Annotated in this window: 13 protein-coding genes and 1 pseudogene; 3 read left to right on the forward strand and 11 right to left on the reverse strand. The window is 72.0% G+C overall.

The genetic code is table 11. The features are described 5' to 3' along the window. Window positions 1–117 precede the first annotated feature (117 nt). The 5 genes and pseudogenes from AC07AZ_RS33255 to AC07AZ_RS33275 all read right to left on the reverse strand — a co-directional run bounded on the left by AC07AZ_RS33255 (window position 118) and on the right by AC07AZ_RS33275 (window position 6,369). The gene (locus tag AC07AZ_RS33255; protein ID WP_478854428.1) at window positions 118–2,880 is read right to left on the reverse strand and encodes an alkaline phosphatase family protein; all 2,763 of its coding nucleotides are present in this window, start codon (window positions 2,878–2,880) and stop codon (window positions 118–120) included. Window positions 2,881–2,884: 4 nt separating this feature from the next. Further along, window positions 2,885–4,249 (reverse strand): ABC transporter permease, encoded by a 1,365-nt coding sequence (locus tag AC07AZ_RS33260; protein ID WP_478854430.1) that lies wholly within the window; start codon window positions 4,247–4,249, stop codon window positions 2,885–2,887. Next, window positions 4,246–5,292, reverse strand: coding sequence for an ABC transporter ATP-binding protein (locus tag AC07AZ_RS33265; RefSeq protein WP_478854432.1), 1,047 nt, complete (start codon window positions 5,290–5,292; stop codon window positions 4,246–4,248). Before AC07AZ_RS33265 ends, AC07AZ_RS33260 begins: the two co-directional genes overlap by 4 nt. Before the next feature lie 230 nt (window positions 5,293–5,522). Beyond that, window positions 5,523–5,690, reverse strand: a pseudogene (locus AC07AZ_RS33270) (DUF6584 family protein); the annotation flags it as partial. Between the two features lie 241 nt (window positions 5,691–5,931). Then, entirely contained in the window at window positions 5,932–6,369 is a 438-nt protein-coding gene (locus AC07AZ_RS33275) for a MarR family winged helix-turn-helix transcriptional regulator (RefSeq protein ID WP_478854527.1), read from the reverse strand. A gap of 108 nt (window positions 6,370–6,477) precedes the next feature. Between AC07AZ_RS33275 and AC07AZ_RS33280 the strand changes: the two genes are divergently transcribed. Both AC07AZ_RS33280 and AC07AZ_RS33285 read left to right on the forward strand, forming a co-directional pair. Further along, complete coding sequence (locus AC07AZ_RS33280) at window positions 6,478–7,341, forward strand: alpha/beta fold hydrolase (RefSeq protein ID WP_478854434.1); 864 nt, start codon at window positions 6,478–6,480, stop codon at window positions 7,339–7,341. 510 nt (window positions 7,342–7,851) lie between these two features. Further along, window positions 7,852–8,943, forward strand: coding sequence for a carboxylate-amine ligase (locus AC07AZ_RS33285; protein WP_478854436.1), 1,092 nt, complete (start codon window positions 7,852–7,854; stop codon window positions 8,941–8,943). 60 nt (window positions 8,944–9,003) lie between these two features. On the opposite strand, the gene AC07AZ_RS33290 is transcribed toward AC07AZ_RS33285, so the two are convergent. The 5 genes from AC07AZ_RS33290 to AC07AZ_RS33310 form a co-directional block, all read right to left on the reverse strand. Continuing rightward, window positions 9,004–9,159, reverse strand: a complete 156-nt coding sequence (locus tag AC07AZ_RS33290; protein ID WP_478854437.1) for a hypothetical protein — start codon at window positions 9,157–9,159, stop codon at window positions 9,004–9,006. Between the two features lie 298 nt (window positions 9,160–9,457). Next, the gene (locus tag AC07AZ_RS33295; RefSeq protein ID WP_478854438.1) at window positions 9,458–9,922 is read right to left on the reverse strand and encodes a hypothetical protein; all 465 of its coding nucleotides are present in this window, start codon (window positions 9,920–9,922) and stop codon (window positions 9,458–9,460) included. Between the two features lie 278 nt (window positions 9,923–10,200). Further along, window positions 10,201–10,650, reverse strand: coding sequence for a hypothetical protein (locus AC07AZ_RS33300; RefSeq protein ID WP_478854439.1), 450 nt, complete (start codon window positions 10,648–10,650; stop codon window positions 10,201–10,203). Window positions 10,651–10,910: 260 nt separating this feature from the next. Next, window positions 10,911–11,537 (reverse strand): sigma-70 family RNA polymerase sigma factor, encoded by a 627-nt coding sequence (locus AC07AZ_RS33305; RefSeq protein ID WP_478854441.1) that lies wholly within the window; start codon window positions 11,535–11,537, stop codon window positions 10,911–10,913. A gap of 590 nt (window positions 11,538–12,127) precedes the next feature. Further along, a complete protein-coding gene (locus tag AC07AZ_RS33310; RefSeq protein ID WP_478854443.1) occupies window positions 12,128–12,709 on the reverse strand; it encodes a DUF4383 domain-containing protein in 582 nt (193 codons plus the stop codon). Between the two features lie 667 nt (window positions 12,710–13,376). On the opposite strand from AC07AZ_RS33310, the gene AC07AZ_RS33315 reads away from it, so the two are divergent. Then, the gene (locus tag AC07AZ_RS33315; protein WP_478854445.1) at window positions 13,377–14,414 is read left to right on the forward strand and encodes a MerR family transcriptional regulator; all 1,038 of its coding nucleotides are present in this window, start codon (window positions 13,377–13,379) and stop codon (window positions 14,412–14,414) included. A gap of 439 nt (window positions 14,415–14,853) precedes the next feature. Here the strand turns inward: AC07AZ_RS33315 and AC07AZ_RS33320 are convergent, their stop codons facing one another. After that, window positions 14,854–16,299, reverse strand: coding sequence for a DHA2 family efflux MFS transporter permease subunit (locus AC07AZ_RS33320; protein ID WP_478854447.1), 1,446 nt, complete (start codon window positions 16,297–16,299; stop codon window positions 14,854–14,856). Window positions 16,300–16,369: the final 70 nt, after the last annotated feature.

Consider the following 16,369-nt stretch of genomic DNA (forward strand, 5'->3'; position numbering starts at 1 on the left):
TACCGTGCACCCCCCCCCCCCCCCCCGCCCCCCCCCCCCCCCCCCCCCCCCCCCCCCCCCCCCCCCCCCCCCCCCCCCCCCCCCCCCCCCCCCCCCCCCCCACGCCGAGAACCCGCGTCAGCCGTCGGACTCCGACGACGGGATGTAGGCGCCCGGCACGTCCTGCGGAGCGAAGATCCTGCTCTCACCGGGGTACGGCTTCGCCCAGTCGTGCGTCTGGTACCAGGTGAAGTGGTTCAGCTGCGCGGGGTTGGCGAAGTCGGGCACGGCGTTCGGCCCGGTCAGCCGCTGGTGGGTCTTCCACGCCTCCCACTTCGCGGCGAGGTTCTGCTTGTCCTTCGGCACCTTCGCCGACGGCGCGGCCGCCGCCTTCGGGTCCTGCGGCGCCGGGGTGTCCACGCCGCAGGCCGGCGGCGTCGACAGGCCCGCGGTCAGCGAGGTCCGGTTGGGCAGCGCGGTGAACGGCGTGAAGTTCGCCTTCCGCGTGAACGCGGCACTCATCGGGCTGGCCGCGCTGTCCTTCTGGTTCATCGGGTGGATCCCGAGGATCTGCTCGATGGTGCGGATCAGCGTGATCTGCGAGTAGTAGTGGTTGTCGACGACGCCGTGCCGGGCCCAGGGGCTGATGATCTGGATCGGCGCACGGTGGCCGTCGACGTGGTCGAGGCCGGCCTGGGAGTCGTCCTCGACCACGAAGATCGCCGAGTCCTTCCAGTACGTGCTGTGCGAGATCTCGTCGACGATCCGTCCGGTGGCGAGGTCGTTGTCCGCGACCTGGGCGGCCGCGTTCGCCGGGCCGCCGGTGTGGTCGCTGGAGAGCCAGAACATGTTCAGGTTCGCCGGTCCGTTCCTCTCGAAGTCCTGCTTCCAGATCTGGGACCGGTAGACGTCCGGGACGCTGGTGTCGAACTTCGGGAAGCCGGGCACCGACACGTCGTTGAGCGACGGGATCGGCGAGGAGGAGTGGAGGGGGTAGGCGGTGTCCTGCCCGGTCGCGGCCATGTTCTTGGCGTCGCAGTACAGGTTCTGCCAGCTCGCGCCGGCCGGCTTGGTCAGGAACTGCTGGAACTCGCCGAAGTCCCGCACGGACCTGCCCACCGCCTGGGCGCCGGTCCACAGGAAGCCGGTCCGCTGGTGGCCGAGCGCGTCGTCCTCGGTGTCGTAACTGCGCGCGTACTCACCGGCCGAGGACTCGGTGTACTCCGGATTGTCGGCCTGCATCAGCCAGTTGTGGCCCTCGGCGGAGTTCGTGCCGATGTCGTAGGTGTTGTCGTAGAGGCCGAACTGCTCGGCCAGCGCGTGCTGGTTGGGTGTCACGTTCTCGCCGAACTCCGCCAGCGCCGGGTCGCCGTCGCCCTGCGGGAGGTCACCGAAGACCTGGTCGTAGGTCCGGTTCTCCTTCACGATGAGGAAGACGTGCTTGATCGTGGAGGGGTCGCCGAGCCGCGCCGGGACCGGCACCGGTTTCGCCTTGCCCTTGTTCCTGCCCCGCGCCGAGGTGACCGCGCCGCCGGTCCAGCCGTTCTGCTTGAAGACCTTCGCGGTCTGGGACCTGATGGCGCGGTCGCTCGGCAGCGTGAAGTGCTGAACGCTCGACGTCGTGTCGTGGGTGGCGTGCCCGGCGCTGGTGGTGGGGCGGCGGGCGTCGATGCCGCGGGTGTTGGACACCACCACGGTGTCGCCGACGGTGGCGATCTCCGCGGGGAAGTAGTCCGTCGGCAGCAGGCCGACGTAACCGACCGGTTCCTGCGGGCCCGTGTACCGGTAGACGGCGACCGCGTTGGCGCGGCCGAGCGTCACCAGCAGGTGTCCGTCGTCGGTGAGCGTGACCGCGTCGGGTTCGTAGCCCACCGACGCCTCCGGCCACGGCCGGGTGGCGATGGTCTGTACGACCTTGTCGCGGGCGGTGTCGATGACCGACACGTCGTTGGTGGCGGTGTTGGTGACGAACACCGCCCCCTTCCTGGCGTACAGGGCGGTCGGGTGGAGACCGACGTCGATGCTGGCGACGGCGGTGGCCGGGTTCGCCAGGTCGATGACGCTGACCGTGCCCGTGGTGGTGGCGGCGGTCACCGGGCTCGCCGGCACCTGGGTGTTGTAGGAGTTGATCGTGGTGTCGCCGGGCCTCGCCGGACGCCCGCCCTCGTTGCTGACGTAGAGCTTGGTGCCGACCTTGACCAGGTCACGCGGGGCGTTGCCGACGCTCCAGCTCTGCTGGACGGTCCCGGTCGCCGCGTCGATGGCGACCACCCGGTTCTGGCCGTTGACCGCGGAGTACACGGTGGAGCCGTCGGCGGAGAACACGGCCTCCCCCACCAGCGCGTGCTTGGCCCCGTCCGCCGGGATCCTCACGGTCGTCGGGTTGGCGAGGCTGCCGTCGGCGTTCACGGTGAACCTGGTGTAGCCGTCGGTCTGGCCCAGCCACAGCTGTGAACCGTCGGGCGAGTACGTGGGGCCTTCCTGGCCCACGGCGTTGCCGCTGATGCGCAGGTCCGCCGACGCGGAGTTGCCGACGAGCTGCTGCACCTTCCAGGTCTTCAGGTCGACGACGGACAGGGCCAGCCCGCCGTCGGTGACCGAGGCCGCCAGGTGGGTGCCGTCGGGGCTGACCGAGGACGACATGATCTTGCCGTTGTTGATGACGAGGCGGTCACCGTACGGGGCGATGTACTGGTCGCTGGAGATGACCTGGCCCTGGGCGGTGCTCTGGCCGACCTGCTGGGTGCCGAACTGGTGGGTCTGGGCGAAGGCGGTGCCGGTGGCGGCGAGGGCGACGGCGGTGATGCCCGCGGTCACCAGCGTCGTGCGGCGGCCGATGCGTCTGCCGAGGAAGACGAACTGCTCCTTCTCGACCCGCCGGCGACGGCGCGTTACCTGCATGGTGCTATCCCTTCCGGGTGGTGGAGAGCAGTTCGACGTCGCTGTCGAACTGCCACAGCGGGTTGGGCGCGTTGCCGGTCGGTGTCCGCACCAGGAAGTAGCCGTTCACTTCCTTCGGTCCGTCACCGTCGGCGACGAACCGCCCGTCCGAGGTGATGTCGAGTTGGTAGACGGCCGTCCCCGCGGCCTGGACGCCGGGCAGATGCCAGGTGACGACGCAACGCCAGTCGTTGCCCGCGCCCTCGGCCGTCACCTGGCCGTCGCCCTTGTCGCACGCCGCGGTGACCCGCAGCTGCGCCTCGGTGACGTCGGGACGGTTGAGCCGGCTGGTCTGCAGGCGGTAGAGGTGGGCGAACGTCGTGGCGACCGACCTCTGGACCTTGTCCTGCCGGATGCCGGAACCCGTCGCCGGGGTGGCCGCGGCGACGACCCCTACGGTGAGAGCGAGCAGCGCGAGCGGCGGCACGAGTCCGGTGGTGATCGCGCGGCGCCCGCTGCCTTCACCGGTGAGGTTGGTGAAGTCCCGCCGCAGGAACAGCACATACGCCAGCGCGGTGACGGCCGCGGCCCACACCAGGCTGACGGCGATGCCGATCAGGAGGGGTTCGCGCTGTGCCGGGCTGGTGAACAGTCCGTTCCAGGCGATGAAGGCGTAGCCGGGCAGGGCGAGGCGTACGGCCACGGGCAGCGGCAGCATCTGTGCGAGCTGCATGGCGAGCGCGACGAGCGCGGGCAGCAGCAGCCCCATCGGGGACCGTCCCAGCACGACGGACCCCAGGAGGCCGATCGCGGCGAGGGCCAGGGTGGGGGCGAGGACGCACACCCAGGCGAGTACGACCCGGCCGGCGGCGTCCGCGGGGGTCAGCAGATGGCCGTCGAGGCCGACCAGCGGCTGGTCGCCGACGGCCGCGACCCCGCCGGCCGCGCTGGAACAGGCCAGTCCGGCCACGAGCAGCAGGATGACGGTGAGGCTGGCCAGCGCCTTCGCCGCGAAGATCCGCCGAGGTGAGCGCACCGCCACGAGCAGGTGGCGCCAGGTGCCGAGCCGGTCCTCGGCGGCGAACACGTCGCCGGCGACCACCGAGGTGAGCAGCGGCAGCGCCCAGGTACCGGCGAATCCGAGCACCACCAGCGGTCCGGCCCAGCCCGTGGCGTGCATCCAGCGGCCGAAGAGGGTGTCGGAGGGCAGGGTGCTCTGCCGGCTCACCGCGGCGACGAAGAGCCCCGGCACGATCCAGCAGGCGAGCACCAGCAGCCGGACACGCCACTGGGAGACCAGCTTGACCAGTTCGAAGCGGTAGCAGCGCGCCACCGACACGCGGCGCGCCGCGGCGACGTCCTGGTCGGGGTGGGACACGGTCACGGTCATCTGCCGTTCCCCCGCCGCTTGTTCTCCGGCCGCTGGGTGTCGGGCTGTTCGGGGCCCGGCGGCCCGTCGTCCAGCTGTTCGGGGGCCGGCGGCTCGTCGTCGTACTGCCCGATGTCCGGCCGCTCGGTGAGGGCGAGGAACGCGGCCTCCAACGGCGAGACGACGGGGGCGAGTTCACGCACCGCGATGCCCGCACGCACGAGCCGCACCACCAGGTCGTCGAGGGCGGGCACGAGCGTGCGCACCAGGAGGACACCGGCGTCGCGCGGCGGCCCGGTTTCGGCGAGGACGCGGACGCCCGCCGTGTCGTCGGCCAGCGCACGGGCGGCCTGCGGGTCGGAGGTGCGCAGCCGGTAGTCGAGTTCACGGTTCTCGGCGGCCAGCTTGCTCAGCGGGCCGGAGAAGACGACGCGTCCGGCGGCGACGATGGTGACCTCGGAGCACAGTGTTTCGAGGTCGTCCATACGGTGGCTGGAGAGCACGACGCTGGTCCCGTCCGCCGCGAGCCGGGTGAGGACACCGTTGACGTGTCGTTTGCCGGCCGGGTCGAGCCCGTTGGACGGCTCGTCGAGCACGAGCAGACGGGGCCTGGTGAGCAGGGCGGCCGCGAGTCCGAGCCGCTGGCGCATGCCGAGGGAGAAGCCGCGGGCCCGGTCGTCGGCGACGTCGGTGAGGCCGACCTGGTCGAGCACCTCGTCGACTCCCGCCGTCCGCGCGTCGCGGCCCCGGAGAGCGGCCAGCGCGGCGAGGTTCTGCCGGGCGGTCAGCGAGGGATAGAGACCGGGTCCGTCGACGAAGCCGGCCACCCCCTCGGGCGCGGCGAGCGCCCGCCCGACCGGCGTACCCAGGATGTCGAGACGTCCGCCGTCGGCGACGGCCAGGCCCAGCAGAAGGCCGAGCAAGGTCGTCTTCCCGGCGCCGTTCGGCCCGGCCAGGCCGTGGATCTGCCCCTGGGTCACATCCAGATCGACGCCGTCGAGCGCCACGACGTCACCGAAGCACTTGGTGATCCCACGAGCGCGGACTGCGAGGAGTGTGTCCATGGGTCCCTTCTTCCGCAACCTCCTGGGACCTTAGGGACAGCACACAACGCGGGCACAGGCCGCCGGTTGAACGCGCAGGGAACGGATCGTCAAGGCGTCGGCAAGTGCGGGATCACAAAACGGTGGGCATATAGCCAGACTTGGGCAAGGCCACACAGCACGACCGGCGGCAGAGCGCCTCGGGCGTTCGGGGCCGGTCGAAGAGGGCGATCAGTCCGTTCACCCAGACCGCCGGCGTCGCGAGCACCGTACAGCCGGTACACCTCGGCGAGGCGGCGACGGAGCGTCAGGTCGTTCGGGAAGGACGACACCAGTCCCCGTAGACGTCGGCGCGCCATGGGAACGCGGCCGGCGGCCAGGTCGGCGTCTGTGCGGGCAACGGTCTCCGCGAGCGGCACGGGTACATGATCGGCTAGCTCGGTACGGCGGCTCGACCGGTTTTCGGCGAGGGAGGTCGACCTGGTACGGCGAGGGGGCTCGACCTGGTGCGGCGGCACCTTGGCGCGGGAGGCGGCTCGACCTGGTGCGGCGAGACCCTTGGCGCGGCGAGGCGGCTCGACCTGGTGCGGCGAGACCCTTGGCACGCCGAGGGGGCTCGACCTGGTGCGGCGAGGCGGACGCGACGCCTTGGTACACGCCCTAACGGGGTGGGTCGACGTCCGACATGTCCACATCGTCGAAGAGTTCCAGCATCCGGCTCAGCACGCGGACGCAGGCCGTGACATCCGCGTCGGTCAGGCTGCCGCTCGCCTGGCGCAGCAGGGCGTGTTCGCGTGCGCTCACGGTGGTGATCACCGCGCGGCCGTCGTCGGTCAGACGGATCAGGGACGAGCGCTGGTGCGCGGGGTTCGGGATGCTCTCCACGAGCCTGCTCGCGGCGGCGTCGTTGACCATCCGCTGGACGAACTGCCGGCTCAGGGACTGGGCTCGCCCCATCTGCGGGACGGTCATCGGCCCGTGCTCACGCAGCAGATCGAGCACAGCGCGCACGCCGACGGAGAGGCCCGGCGCGGCGTCCTGCTCGATCCTGCGCTGGACTCGGCGGTAGAGCGGTCCGACGAGGGCGAAGACCTCCATCAGCCGTTCCGGCAGTTCGTCGGGCGAAAGGTCGCGGTGGGTCTCGTTCACACCCCCATCATGACACCTGGGTTGCCATCCTGACAGCAACATGGCACCTTGGTTGTCATGACTGAGACTTCGATCTCCTCCCGTACCGTCGGCGCGGACGCCGCGTTCGACACCTTCGCATCGCAGGACGGCCCGCTCGCCTACCGCGACACCGGCCCGCGTGACGGCCGTCCGCTGGTGCTGCTGCACAGCGGCTTCGCCGACCACACCCAGTTCGACGACCTGATCCCCCGCTTCGTGGCCGGGGGTCACCGGGTCATCGCCCCGGACGCCCGCGGCCACGGATTCTCCGCGAACGCGAGCGGGCCGTTCCGTCCGACCGACGATCTGGCCGCCCTGCTGCGCCATCTCGACCTCGCCGGGCCCTCGACCCTGGTCGGCATCTCGATGGGCGCGCTCACCGCCGTGGACACCGCGATCGAGCACCCCGAGCTCGTCCGCGCCCTGGTCGTCAGCGGCCGCGGGATCGGCGAGCCCGACCTCAGCGACCCCTGGTCCGCGGCCCACCAGCACGCCCAGGCGGCCGCCCTCGCCGCCGGTGACATCGCCGGCTGGGCGGACGCCTTCGTCCAGTGGGCCGCGGGCCCCAGCCGCACCCTGGCCGACCTCGCCCCCGAAATCGCGCCCCACATAAGGGAGATGGCGCTGCGCACGCTGATGAAGCACACCCCGGACGAGCCGGACCACCGCGTCCCGGTCCAGGACGTGGCCGCCCGAGCCGGGGACATCACCGTTCCGGTCCTGGCCGTCAACGGCGCCCTGGACGCGCCGGGCGTCCTCCAGACCGTGACCGCGCTGATGGACGCCGTCCCCGTCGGCCGCAGCACGCGGCTCGAGAACGCCGGCCACTACACGACGATGGAGCAACCCGACGCTTTCTCGCGCATCGTGCTGGACTTCCTGCGCGAGGTGGACGCGTAGCGGCGCCCGGCCGGGGCGGTGCGCCGGGCTGCCCCCCGGGGGGTTCACCTTCACCGGCCGAGCAGGTTGACCACTGCGCCCACCCCGCCGCGCCCGCGAGCATGACGCAGGCGCAGGCGCAGGCGCAGGCGCAGGCGGCGTGACGCTTGAGGTCCACGCATTGGCGGATGTAGTGGCGGGTGTTCTGTTCAGACCCTCCGCCCAGCCCAAACCGGAGCGGGTTCACGGCCCCGCCGAGGCTCTCCGGCCGGCCGGGTACCCCTACTCCACCCGGCACACCACTCGGCCGACCTTCACCGGCGAGGCCAGGCTCGGGGTGATCACCGGCGACGATTGCCCAGCGGCGCACCACTGCCCGGCCCACTCCACCGTTCTGTCCTGTTTGTAATGGAACATCCGCGGAACTCGCACAGCCCGGCGCGGTGCGTCTCAGCGGTGATCGCCGTAGTGCGGGTCGTCGAGATGTCTCGCGAGCCGGATCACGGCAGCGAGCGGAACAGAGGGCGGTCGATGACCACGATCGGCGTGGAAGAGGAATATCTGCTGATCGACCCCGTGAGCGGCGTTCCGGTGCCGTTGGCGGAGAAGATTCACATCGCGGCGGGCGTGGCACAGCTGGCGGGCGACCAGGAGGTGCAGTCCGAGCTGCTGCAGGCGCAGGTCGAAGTGGTGACCCCTGTGTGCGAGAGCCTGCGGGAGGTCGGCGGGCACCTGCTGCGCCTGCGGCACGCGGTCGGGGCGGCCGCCGAGAACCACGGATGCCGGATAGCGGCCTGCGCGACACCACCCCGCCAGGACCAGCGTCCCGTGCCCGTCACCGACCAGGCCCGCTACCGCGCCATGCTCGCGCAGGCCCCGCAACTCGTGGCGGAGCAACTCGTCAACGGCATGCACGTGCACGTCGCGGTCCCCAGCCGGGATGCGGGCGTGCAGGTACTGAACCGGCTGCGAGCCTGGCTGCCGACGCTCACCGCGATGTCCGCCAACTCCCCGCTGTGGGAGGGGCACGACACCGGCTTCGCCAACTGGCGCACGGTGATCTTCAACCGCTGGCCGGTCGGCGGCATGCCGCCCGCCTTCCTGGACGCCGCGGACTACGACCGGCGGGTGCAGCACCTGCTCGACTGCGGCCTGATCGCGGACACCGGACAGCTGTACTGGCAGGCGCGCCTCTCGGACCGTTACCCCACCGTCGAGGTGCGCTGTCCGGACGTACAGCTGCGGGTGGACGACGCCGTCATGTTCGCGGGGATCGTCCGCGCCCTGGTGGACGCCGCCCTCGCGGACGCGTCGGCGGGGGTGCCCGTGCCGGACTGTGCGCCCGAACTCCTGCGGGCCGGCATGTGGCATGCGGCCCGCCACGGCCTGAGCGACACCCTGGTCGACCCGAGCGGCCACCGCCGCCGCGCCGGCGACGTGCTGTACCAGCTCCTCCAGTACGTCGCACCCGCGCTCGAAGCGTCCGGTGACAGCCGGGAGGTGGCGGGCCTGGTGCACCGGCTCCTCAAGGAGGGCACCGGCGCCGACCAGCAGCGCACCGCTCTCGCCGGTGGCGGCCTGCGCGCGGTCATCGACCTCGTCATCAGCCGGAGCACCCCGTAGCCGAGCCCCGGCGGGGCAGCCGTGGGGGCTGCCCCGCTCCGGAAGCGGGACAGCCCACGCCTACGGGCGGACGACCGCGCGTACGCAGCCGTCCGTCTTGCGGGTGACCAGGTCGTACGCCTTCGGTGCCTCGTCGAGTGGCACCGTGTGGGTCGCCGGATGCGCGGTCGACAGGTCACCTGCCGCCAGGCGTTCCAGCAGCATGGGGATGTACACCGCTGCCCGTGTATCCGCGCGCCCCGCGCGGGTGGATCACGGCGCCGAGGGGGAGCTTGTCGACGGCCCCCGCGAAGACGCCGAGGACGAAGACGGTTCCGCCCTTGCGACAGACGTGAACGGCCTGGCTTGCGGCGGTCGGGCGGTCGGTCTGCAGCCGCGGCTGCTGCTTGGCCTGGCTCGACAGGTGCATCGGGTCGTCGCTGTGCGCCTCCGTGCCGACCGCCTCGACGCACACGCCGGGACCGCGCCGGGGTCGGTGTTGCCGTTGTCGCACAGCGACCGTCGGACGGCTCGGTCAGCCGTACGTCGTGCAGAGGGTCTGCACCTTCTTGTGGGCGGCCACTGCCGCGGCGCCCTTCACGTTGAAGGTCTGCAGGCGCTGGCTGATGTCCTGTAGCGCGGTGTCCAAAGGCTTGTAGTGTTCGTCCAGTCGGGCGGCGGCATGGGCCAGCGCGGCAGCGGCGCTGGCCCGGTTGTAGCGGGCCTCGAAGTCGCGTTTCGGATCGGCCAGGACGGCACTCAGTTCCGGGACGCGGCGGAAGACCTGGCAGGCGGCGGCAGCGTCGGCCCCGGCGTTCCGCAGACCGGTACCGGACGCGCCGCTGTCTCCGCCGGCCCACAGCAGCCAGCCGAGGCCCACTCCCGCGCAGCCGGCCACGACCGCCGCGACGAGGGGCACCCGCCAGCCGGCGGAGGGACGGCCGGCGGGAGGCGTGGGCGGGGAGGTGGGAGGGGGCGGAACGGGAGCGGGAACGGTCATCAACTCGGCTTCCTGTGACGGGCGTTCGGTCCCGATGCCCGGAACCGCAAGCACCCTATGGGCCGCTCCGCTCGCGCGTCCGGCGTTTGGCTCGAACAACCGTCCAGCAGCCGTGCCCCATCGCGGACTTCGGCACCACCGCCCTCTGCCTCGACGACGGCGCGGCCTTCACGGGTTTCCTCACCTGGACCGCCGCCATCCTCAAGGCAGGCGGGGGACCAGCGAGGTCGGGACGCCGTAGACGGGCTCAAGCGGTAGCCCGTGGTGGCCGGTTGTGGTCAGCGGGGTGGGCGTACGAACCGGATCGCGGCGGCCGTCAGTCGTCGGAGAGAGCGCATGAGGTCGAGCATCGCGCCCTTGGGGTGGAACGCCCTGACCGGCCGTCCTGTCCCACGCACCGTCTTCTCGGCGCCTTCACCGGTGCGAGGGCGGACGGACGGCTGTGGCGGGGGGCCGGCGCTTGCCGATGCCGTGCGGTCGCGTTCGGCACGCAACTCGCTCCGGATCGCGTCCCAGACGTGCGGGCCCGGCCGTACGAGCATCCCGCCGGGACGGGTGTGCCGGCCCGTGTCGACGACGTGCGCGTACACGGCGAGCCGGTCACGGCACGGCTCGCAGTCGCGGAGGTGTCCGGCGCTTTCGGGCGGCCAGGGCGTCCGGGGGCCGTCGAGGGCGTGGAGCGCGAGATCGGAGGCGGGGATGTGAGCCGCCGCCGTTGATTCGGTCATGCGCTACCTCTCCGCGTGCCTAGCGGGCGCGCCGCCGTGAGCGTCGTCGATGCCGAGCGCGCGCCCGGACCGGTGACGCGCGGGCACCGTTTCAGGGGTGCACTGCTGCCACCAGGGCTTCGCTGCTTTCACCAGGACTTCGGGCGCGGCCGGGTCTTTCGGATGCAGGACCGCACAACATACGGCCCGAACGGCCCCGCGACACCCCTCGGACGAGCCACTGGACGACTCCGGAAATCTTGAGTCGTTTGCGCATCGAATTACGCCTGGTGACGGCCGACGCCGTCTTCCCGGAGGTAGCGGCTGAGCCGGTGCAGACCCCGCCGGGCGTGACTCTTGACCGTGCCCAGGGGCCAGCCGGTCAGTTCCGCGATCTGGGTCTGCGTCAGGTCGTCGTAGAACGCCAGGCCGAGGACGCGGCGCTGCGGGGCGGGGAGTTTCGCCAGCTCGTTGCCCACGAGCACACGGTCCAGGACGGCGTCCGGCTGGGAGTCGGGCTCCTGGACACGGACGGACATCTTCGAGCCGGCGGCAGCCACGAGTTCGGCGCGGCGGGCTCGCGCGGACAGGGCATCGGCGATCTTGCGGCGGGTGATGCCGACCAGCCACGCGGACAGGGCGCCGCGCTCCGGCGCGAACCCGCCACGGCCCCGCCACGCCGCCAGGAACACGAGTTGGGTGACGTCCTCCGCCTCCCGGGCGTCTCCGAGGGAGCGCCGCGCGAGGGAGTACACCAGCGGGCCCCAGCGGTGGTAGACGGCGGCCAGGCAGGCCTCGTCGTCCCCGACGAAGCCCGCGGCGAGTTCCTCGTCGGCCAGGGACTCCTCGGCGGGGGCCCACAGCGGAACGTTCTCGAGGGTCTGCCCGGTGGACTGCTGTGCGGTCATGGTGACTGCTCCTCGTGCGGGCGGGGTTCGTCCCGGTCTCCCGAAACGGACGACCCACCGTCGGGCCGCGCCTCCCCCGCGGGTTGCGGGTTACCGCTCGCTCGGAGCGATCGCGGTGCTCTCACCATGCGTCCCGACGAATCGACGCGACAACTTGCATCGACTCTGCATCGGATAGCAGATCGACGCGTTCGATCCGGTCGAAGGGCGATCAGATGAACGGGACCCGGCCGCTCCGGTCCGCATCCGATGTCCTGCCCCGCGCGGAATCGAGAGTGGGCTGAGCTCGCCGTCCCCCTGCACCGGGACGGGGGCCGTACGCCCCTCCGGGTCCCTCATTCCGCGGCGGCGGGTGGGGGACCCGGCTCAGGTGACCCGGCTCGTGCGGTGCCCCGGCTCATACCGTGACCCGGCTCATGCGGTGATTCCGGCTCGTGCGGTGATCCGGCCGACGGGCCGTTCCCGGCCGAAGGCCGCGAGTCCGGTCAGGCTGCCGTCCCGTCCGGCGGCCGGCGAAGCTGCCATCCCGACCGGCGGCGGAGAAGCTCACGGTCGCGCCGAGACCGCTCCCCTCACCTCTGTCACTCCTGTCACTCCTGCGGGAGCGTGTGCGCGGCGCCTGGCGGGGAGCCGAGCGCCGTACGGGCGGTACCCGCGGGAAGGGGAGCGGGCGCCTGCGCCCGACGGCGGGCGAGGGACTCGCGGGCCGCCTCGCGGGCGTGCCGGCGGCGCCAGTAGGGGTTGTCGTGGGACAGCTTGCTGGAGACCCGGCCGTACATGCCGAAGGTCAGGACGACCAACCCCATGACGAAGCTGAACATCACGTTGGTCATGCCGAAGTCGAGGACGTTGGCGGGCCGGTCCAGGATGAAGACGTGGGCGAAGCCGCTCAGCAGGAACAGTGTGCCGACGACCATGTTGAGCGTCGAGGCGAAGTTGCCGCCCACGATCGCCCCGCCGATGAGGGCGAGCCCGACGACCACGGAGATGAGACTCAGTACGCCGTTGGTCGACAGGCCCGCCAGGTGCTGGCCGTCCGTGTCGAACGGGCTCAACCGGTCGGCGAATCCGAGGCTGCCGAAGACCAGCAGGATCAGTCCGCACAGCGCGGCGCCGTAGCGGTACACGCTGGTCAGTTTGTGATCGACGGGAAGCTCGTCACTGAGGTGCATGGCCGTTCCTTTCCGGAGTCGCCCCCGGGCTGCGCCGATTGCCGACCGCCCTGCCCTCTCTTCGCCTCTCAGCGTGCGAAGGGTTGCGCTCCCGGCGGGTGACTTCGGCGCGGCCCCCGCGGTATCGGGAACGCGGTCGGCACCGGCAGCCGGCGCCGACCGGATCAGCCGAAGGCTCCGGTGGGCGTCGCTCCACTGTCCTGCCACCAGCGGCCGAGATACCGCTCGACGTCGAACTCCGTCACCGCCGCCGCTCGTCCGCGGCGTCTCCGCCGGGCTCGCGGGCCGCTTCACGGCGCGCCACGCGAACGTCAGGCCCGCGGCCGAGGCGGCGGCGAACGCGACGGATGATGCCTTGCGACGGCCCATGGTGCGTACCTACGACGTCAGTCCTCACCGGTTGCCCCGCGCTTCGGCGGCAAGCCTCTCCCCGGATGCGCGCCCGCTGCGGACACGCGAGAGTCGGGTTCCGTCCACAGGCGTCTGCCCCTGCATCCGTTCGACAGCCTCTTCCCGAAAGGTTGTCGACGGCGACCGTCCGGTCCCGCCCGGCTTCCAGATCGAGGCGAGTGCCTGTGCTGACCTGCCGTTTCCCGGTGTACGGCCGCCTCGCTCGGCGTCATCCGCGTGAGGAGCCGTCCCGCACCCCGACCGCCGGACAGACCCCATGGACCTGAGCGCCCCCGAGCCTCGGGGACCAGCCGCGGCGGGAGTGACGACGGGCTTCCTGGCGCGCAAGCTAGGGGTGTCCCCCACGACACTGCGCTCCTGGGACCGTCGCTACGGGCTGGGGCCCGCCGTGCGGGCGGACGGCCGGCACCGCCGCTGGTCGCCGGACGACGTCGCCATGCTGCAGGAGATGTGCCGGCTCACCGCCGCGGGTGTACCGCCCGCCGAGGCCGCGCGTGCCGCGAAGGGACGTGCTCGCGCCGGGACACCGGTGCAGGCACTCCCGCCGCAGCCGGCGGACCCCGCTGCGCCGGGCCGGACGTCCCGGCCGTCGGCGAAACAGGTGTCGCACTCCGGCAGCGGACTGCCGCTCGGGGACGTCTACCAGGAGTGCAGGGGGCTCGCGCGAGCAGCGGTCCGGCTGGACGCCCAGGCTGTCCAACAGCAGCTCACCGCCGTGGTCCGGGCCTTCGGGCTGATCGTGGCCTGGGAGGAGATCATGGTTCCCACGCTGCGGGCGGTCGGCCGCAAGTGGGAGTTCTCGGACGACCGGTACGTGGAGGTCGAGCACCTCCTGTCCTGGCACATCTCCGCCACGCTCCGGCAGGTGTACGTCGCGTCGGCGGCGCGGGAACGGCACCCGGACACCGCGCCCGTCCTGCTGGCCTGTCTGCCGGGCGAGCAGCACACACTGCCGATCGAGGCGCTCAGCGCCGCACTGGTACAACTCGGTCTGCCCGTCCTGATGTTGGGGGGCGCGGTCCCGGCCGAGGCGGTGCTCGCCGCCGTACAGCGTGTGGGGCCGGCCGGTGTGGTGCTGTGGTCGCAGTCGCGGTCCACCGCCAGTGTTCCGCTGGCCCGGCACATCGCCGCGACGCGGTGGGGAGTGCGGGGCGCGCGGACACAGAGTCTCGTCCTCCTGTGTGGCCCCGGCTGGGGCCGGCGCCCGGAGTCGGGACTGCCGCGTCCCTCCGGCCTGCGCGACGCGATCCGGATGCTCACGTCACCGGAGTCCACGGCACGCTCCACACCGTGAGGCAGAGGTGCGCGTCCGGGCGACTGGTGTCAGGGGCCGCCTGCCGGTGGCGGGCCCGGCGGCGATGTCAGCGGCACGCCCCATCGGTCGACCGCGGACAACATGAACGGCCAGCGTGTCCGCCCCACCAGATCTGCCGCGTAGGGGGGAAACGATGCGAGCGGGTCGTCGACGATGGTGGGACCAGCGGGCGCCCGGCCGGCCCGGTGACCACGAGCGAGGGCGGAGGGCGGGCGGCCCAGCCGCGGGCCCGCTGGGCGTGCGGTTCGACCGTGTGCCTGTCGGGCGGCCGGCTGAACCGTGCGCGTGCCAGGGCGCGCGGTTCGACCGTGTGCCTGTCGGGCGGCCGGCTGACCTGTGCGCGTGCCAGGGCGCGCGGGCTCAACCATGCGCCTGTCGGGCGGCCGGCTGACCCGTGCGCGTGCCAGGGCGCACGGGCTCAGCCATGCGCCTGTTGGGCATGCTTGGGCAGCAGGCCCACGAGCAGCAGGGTCAGGAGGTTCAGGCCCGCGACGATGCCGAAGACCAGTTCCGCCGCGGCGAGGTAGGAGTGGGCTGACGGGTGCCCGACCCGGGCGAGGAAAAGCGTTCCGAGGGCGGCGACGCCGATGGCGCCGGCGAACTGCTGGACGGCGTTGAGCAGACCCGCGCCGGTGCCGACCTCCTCGGCGGTGGCATCGCCGATGATGAAGTCGACCAGCGGGACGAACACCAGCCCCGAGCCGAAGCCGGTGAGCAGCAGCGCGGGCGCGAGTCTCCCGATGGTGATGTCGTCGCCCCAGTGGGCGACGGACCACCACAGGGCCAGCAGGCCGACGACGGCGATGGACAGCCCGAGGTGCAGGGTGGCACGGCCAAGCTTCTCGGCGAGTACGGCGCCCGCGAGCAGAACGGCGACGGCGGTACCGAGGGCCCACGGGATCAGCGCGAGGCCCGTGTGCAGCGGCGACCAGTGCATGCCCTGCTGCAGCAGGAGGTTGACGACGAGGACGAACGCGCTGAGTGAGGCGTAGAACCCGGCGACGATCACCAGTCCGACGACGAAGCTGCGTTTGCGCAGCAACGACGGTGTGACGACCGGGTGTTCGCTGTGCCGCTGGGAGACGACGAACAGGGCGAAGAGGACGACCGAGGCGGCCATCATGACGTAGGTCCAGGCGGGCCAGCCGAGGTCGCGTCCCTGGATGAGCGGGATGACGAGGAGGGCCGAGGCGGCGGTGAGCAGGCCGATGCCGGTGAGGTCGAGACGGGCGGCCCGGTCCTCCCCGCCGTGGCGGGGCAGGACGCGCAGGCCGAGTGCGGTGGCGACGATGCCGAACGGGACGTTGATCAGGAAGATGGAGCGCCACTGGCTGCCGAACAGGTCCAGGTGGAGCAGCCAGCCGGCCAGGATGGGGCCGGCCACCATGGTCAGGCCCATCAGCGGGCCCACGGGGGTCAGCGCCTTGCGCAGGTGCTGGGGTGGGAACACGACCTTCACCAGGGCCAGGCCCTGCGGGATCATGACCGATCCGCACAGGCCCTGCAGGGTGCGGGCGACGATCAGGAAGACCGTGCCGGGCGCGAGACCGCAGGCCAGCGAGGCCAGGGTGAAGCCGGTCATGCCGAGCAGGAACAGCCGTCGGCGGCCGAGCAGGTCACCGAGGCGTCCCGAGGTGACGAGGCCGAGCGCGAAGGCGGCGGTGTAGGCGCTCAGCACCCACTGCACGGTCACCTGGCCGCCGCCCAGGTCGGCGCGGATGGACGGGCCGGCGAGGTTGGCGATGCTGGAGTCGATCAGATCCATGAGGTCGGCCAGGACCACGACGGCCAGGACGAGCCATGCGGTGCGCAGCGGGAGGGTGGAGGGAATGGGCGCCGGAGTGGGGCGCTGGACAGTAGACACGAACACTGTTCTACAACTGAACGGCGCTCCGAACAATACGAACACTGTTCTTAGTGACCTAGAACACTGT

This window comes from Streptomyces sp. NPDC043878 (genome assembly GCF_056435735.1).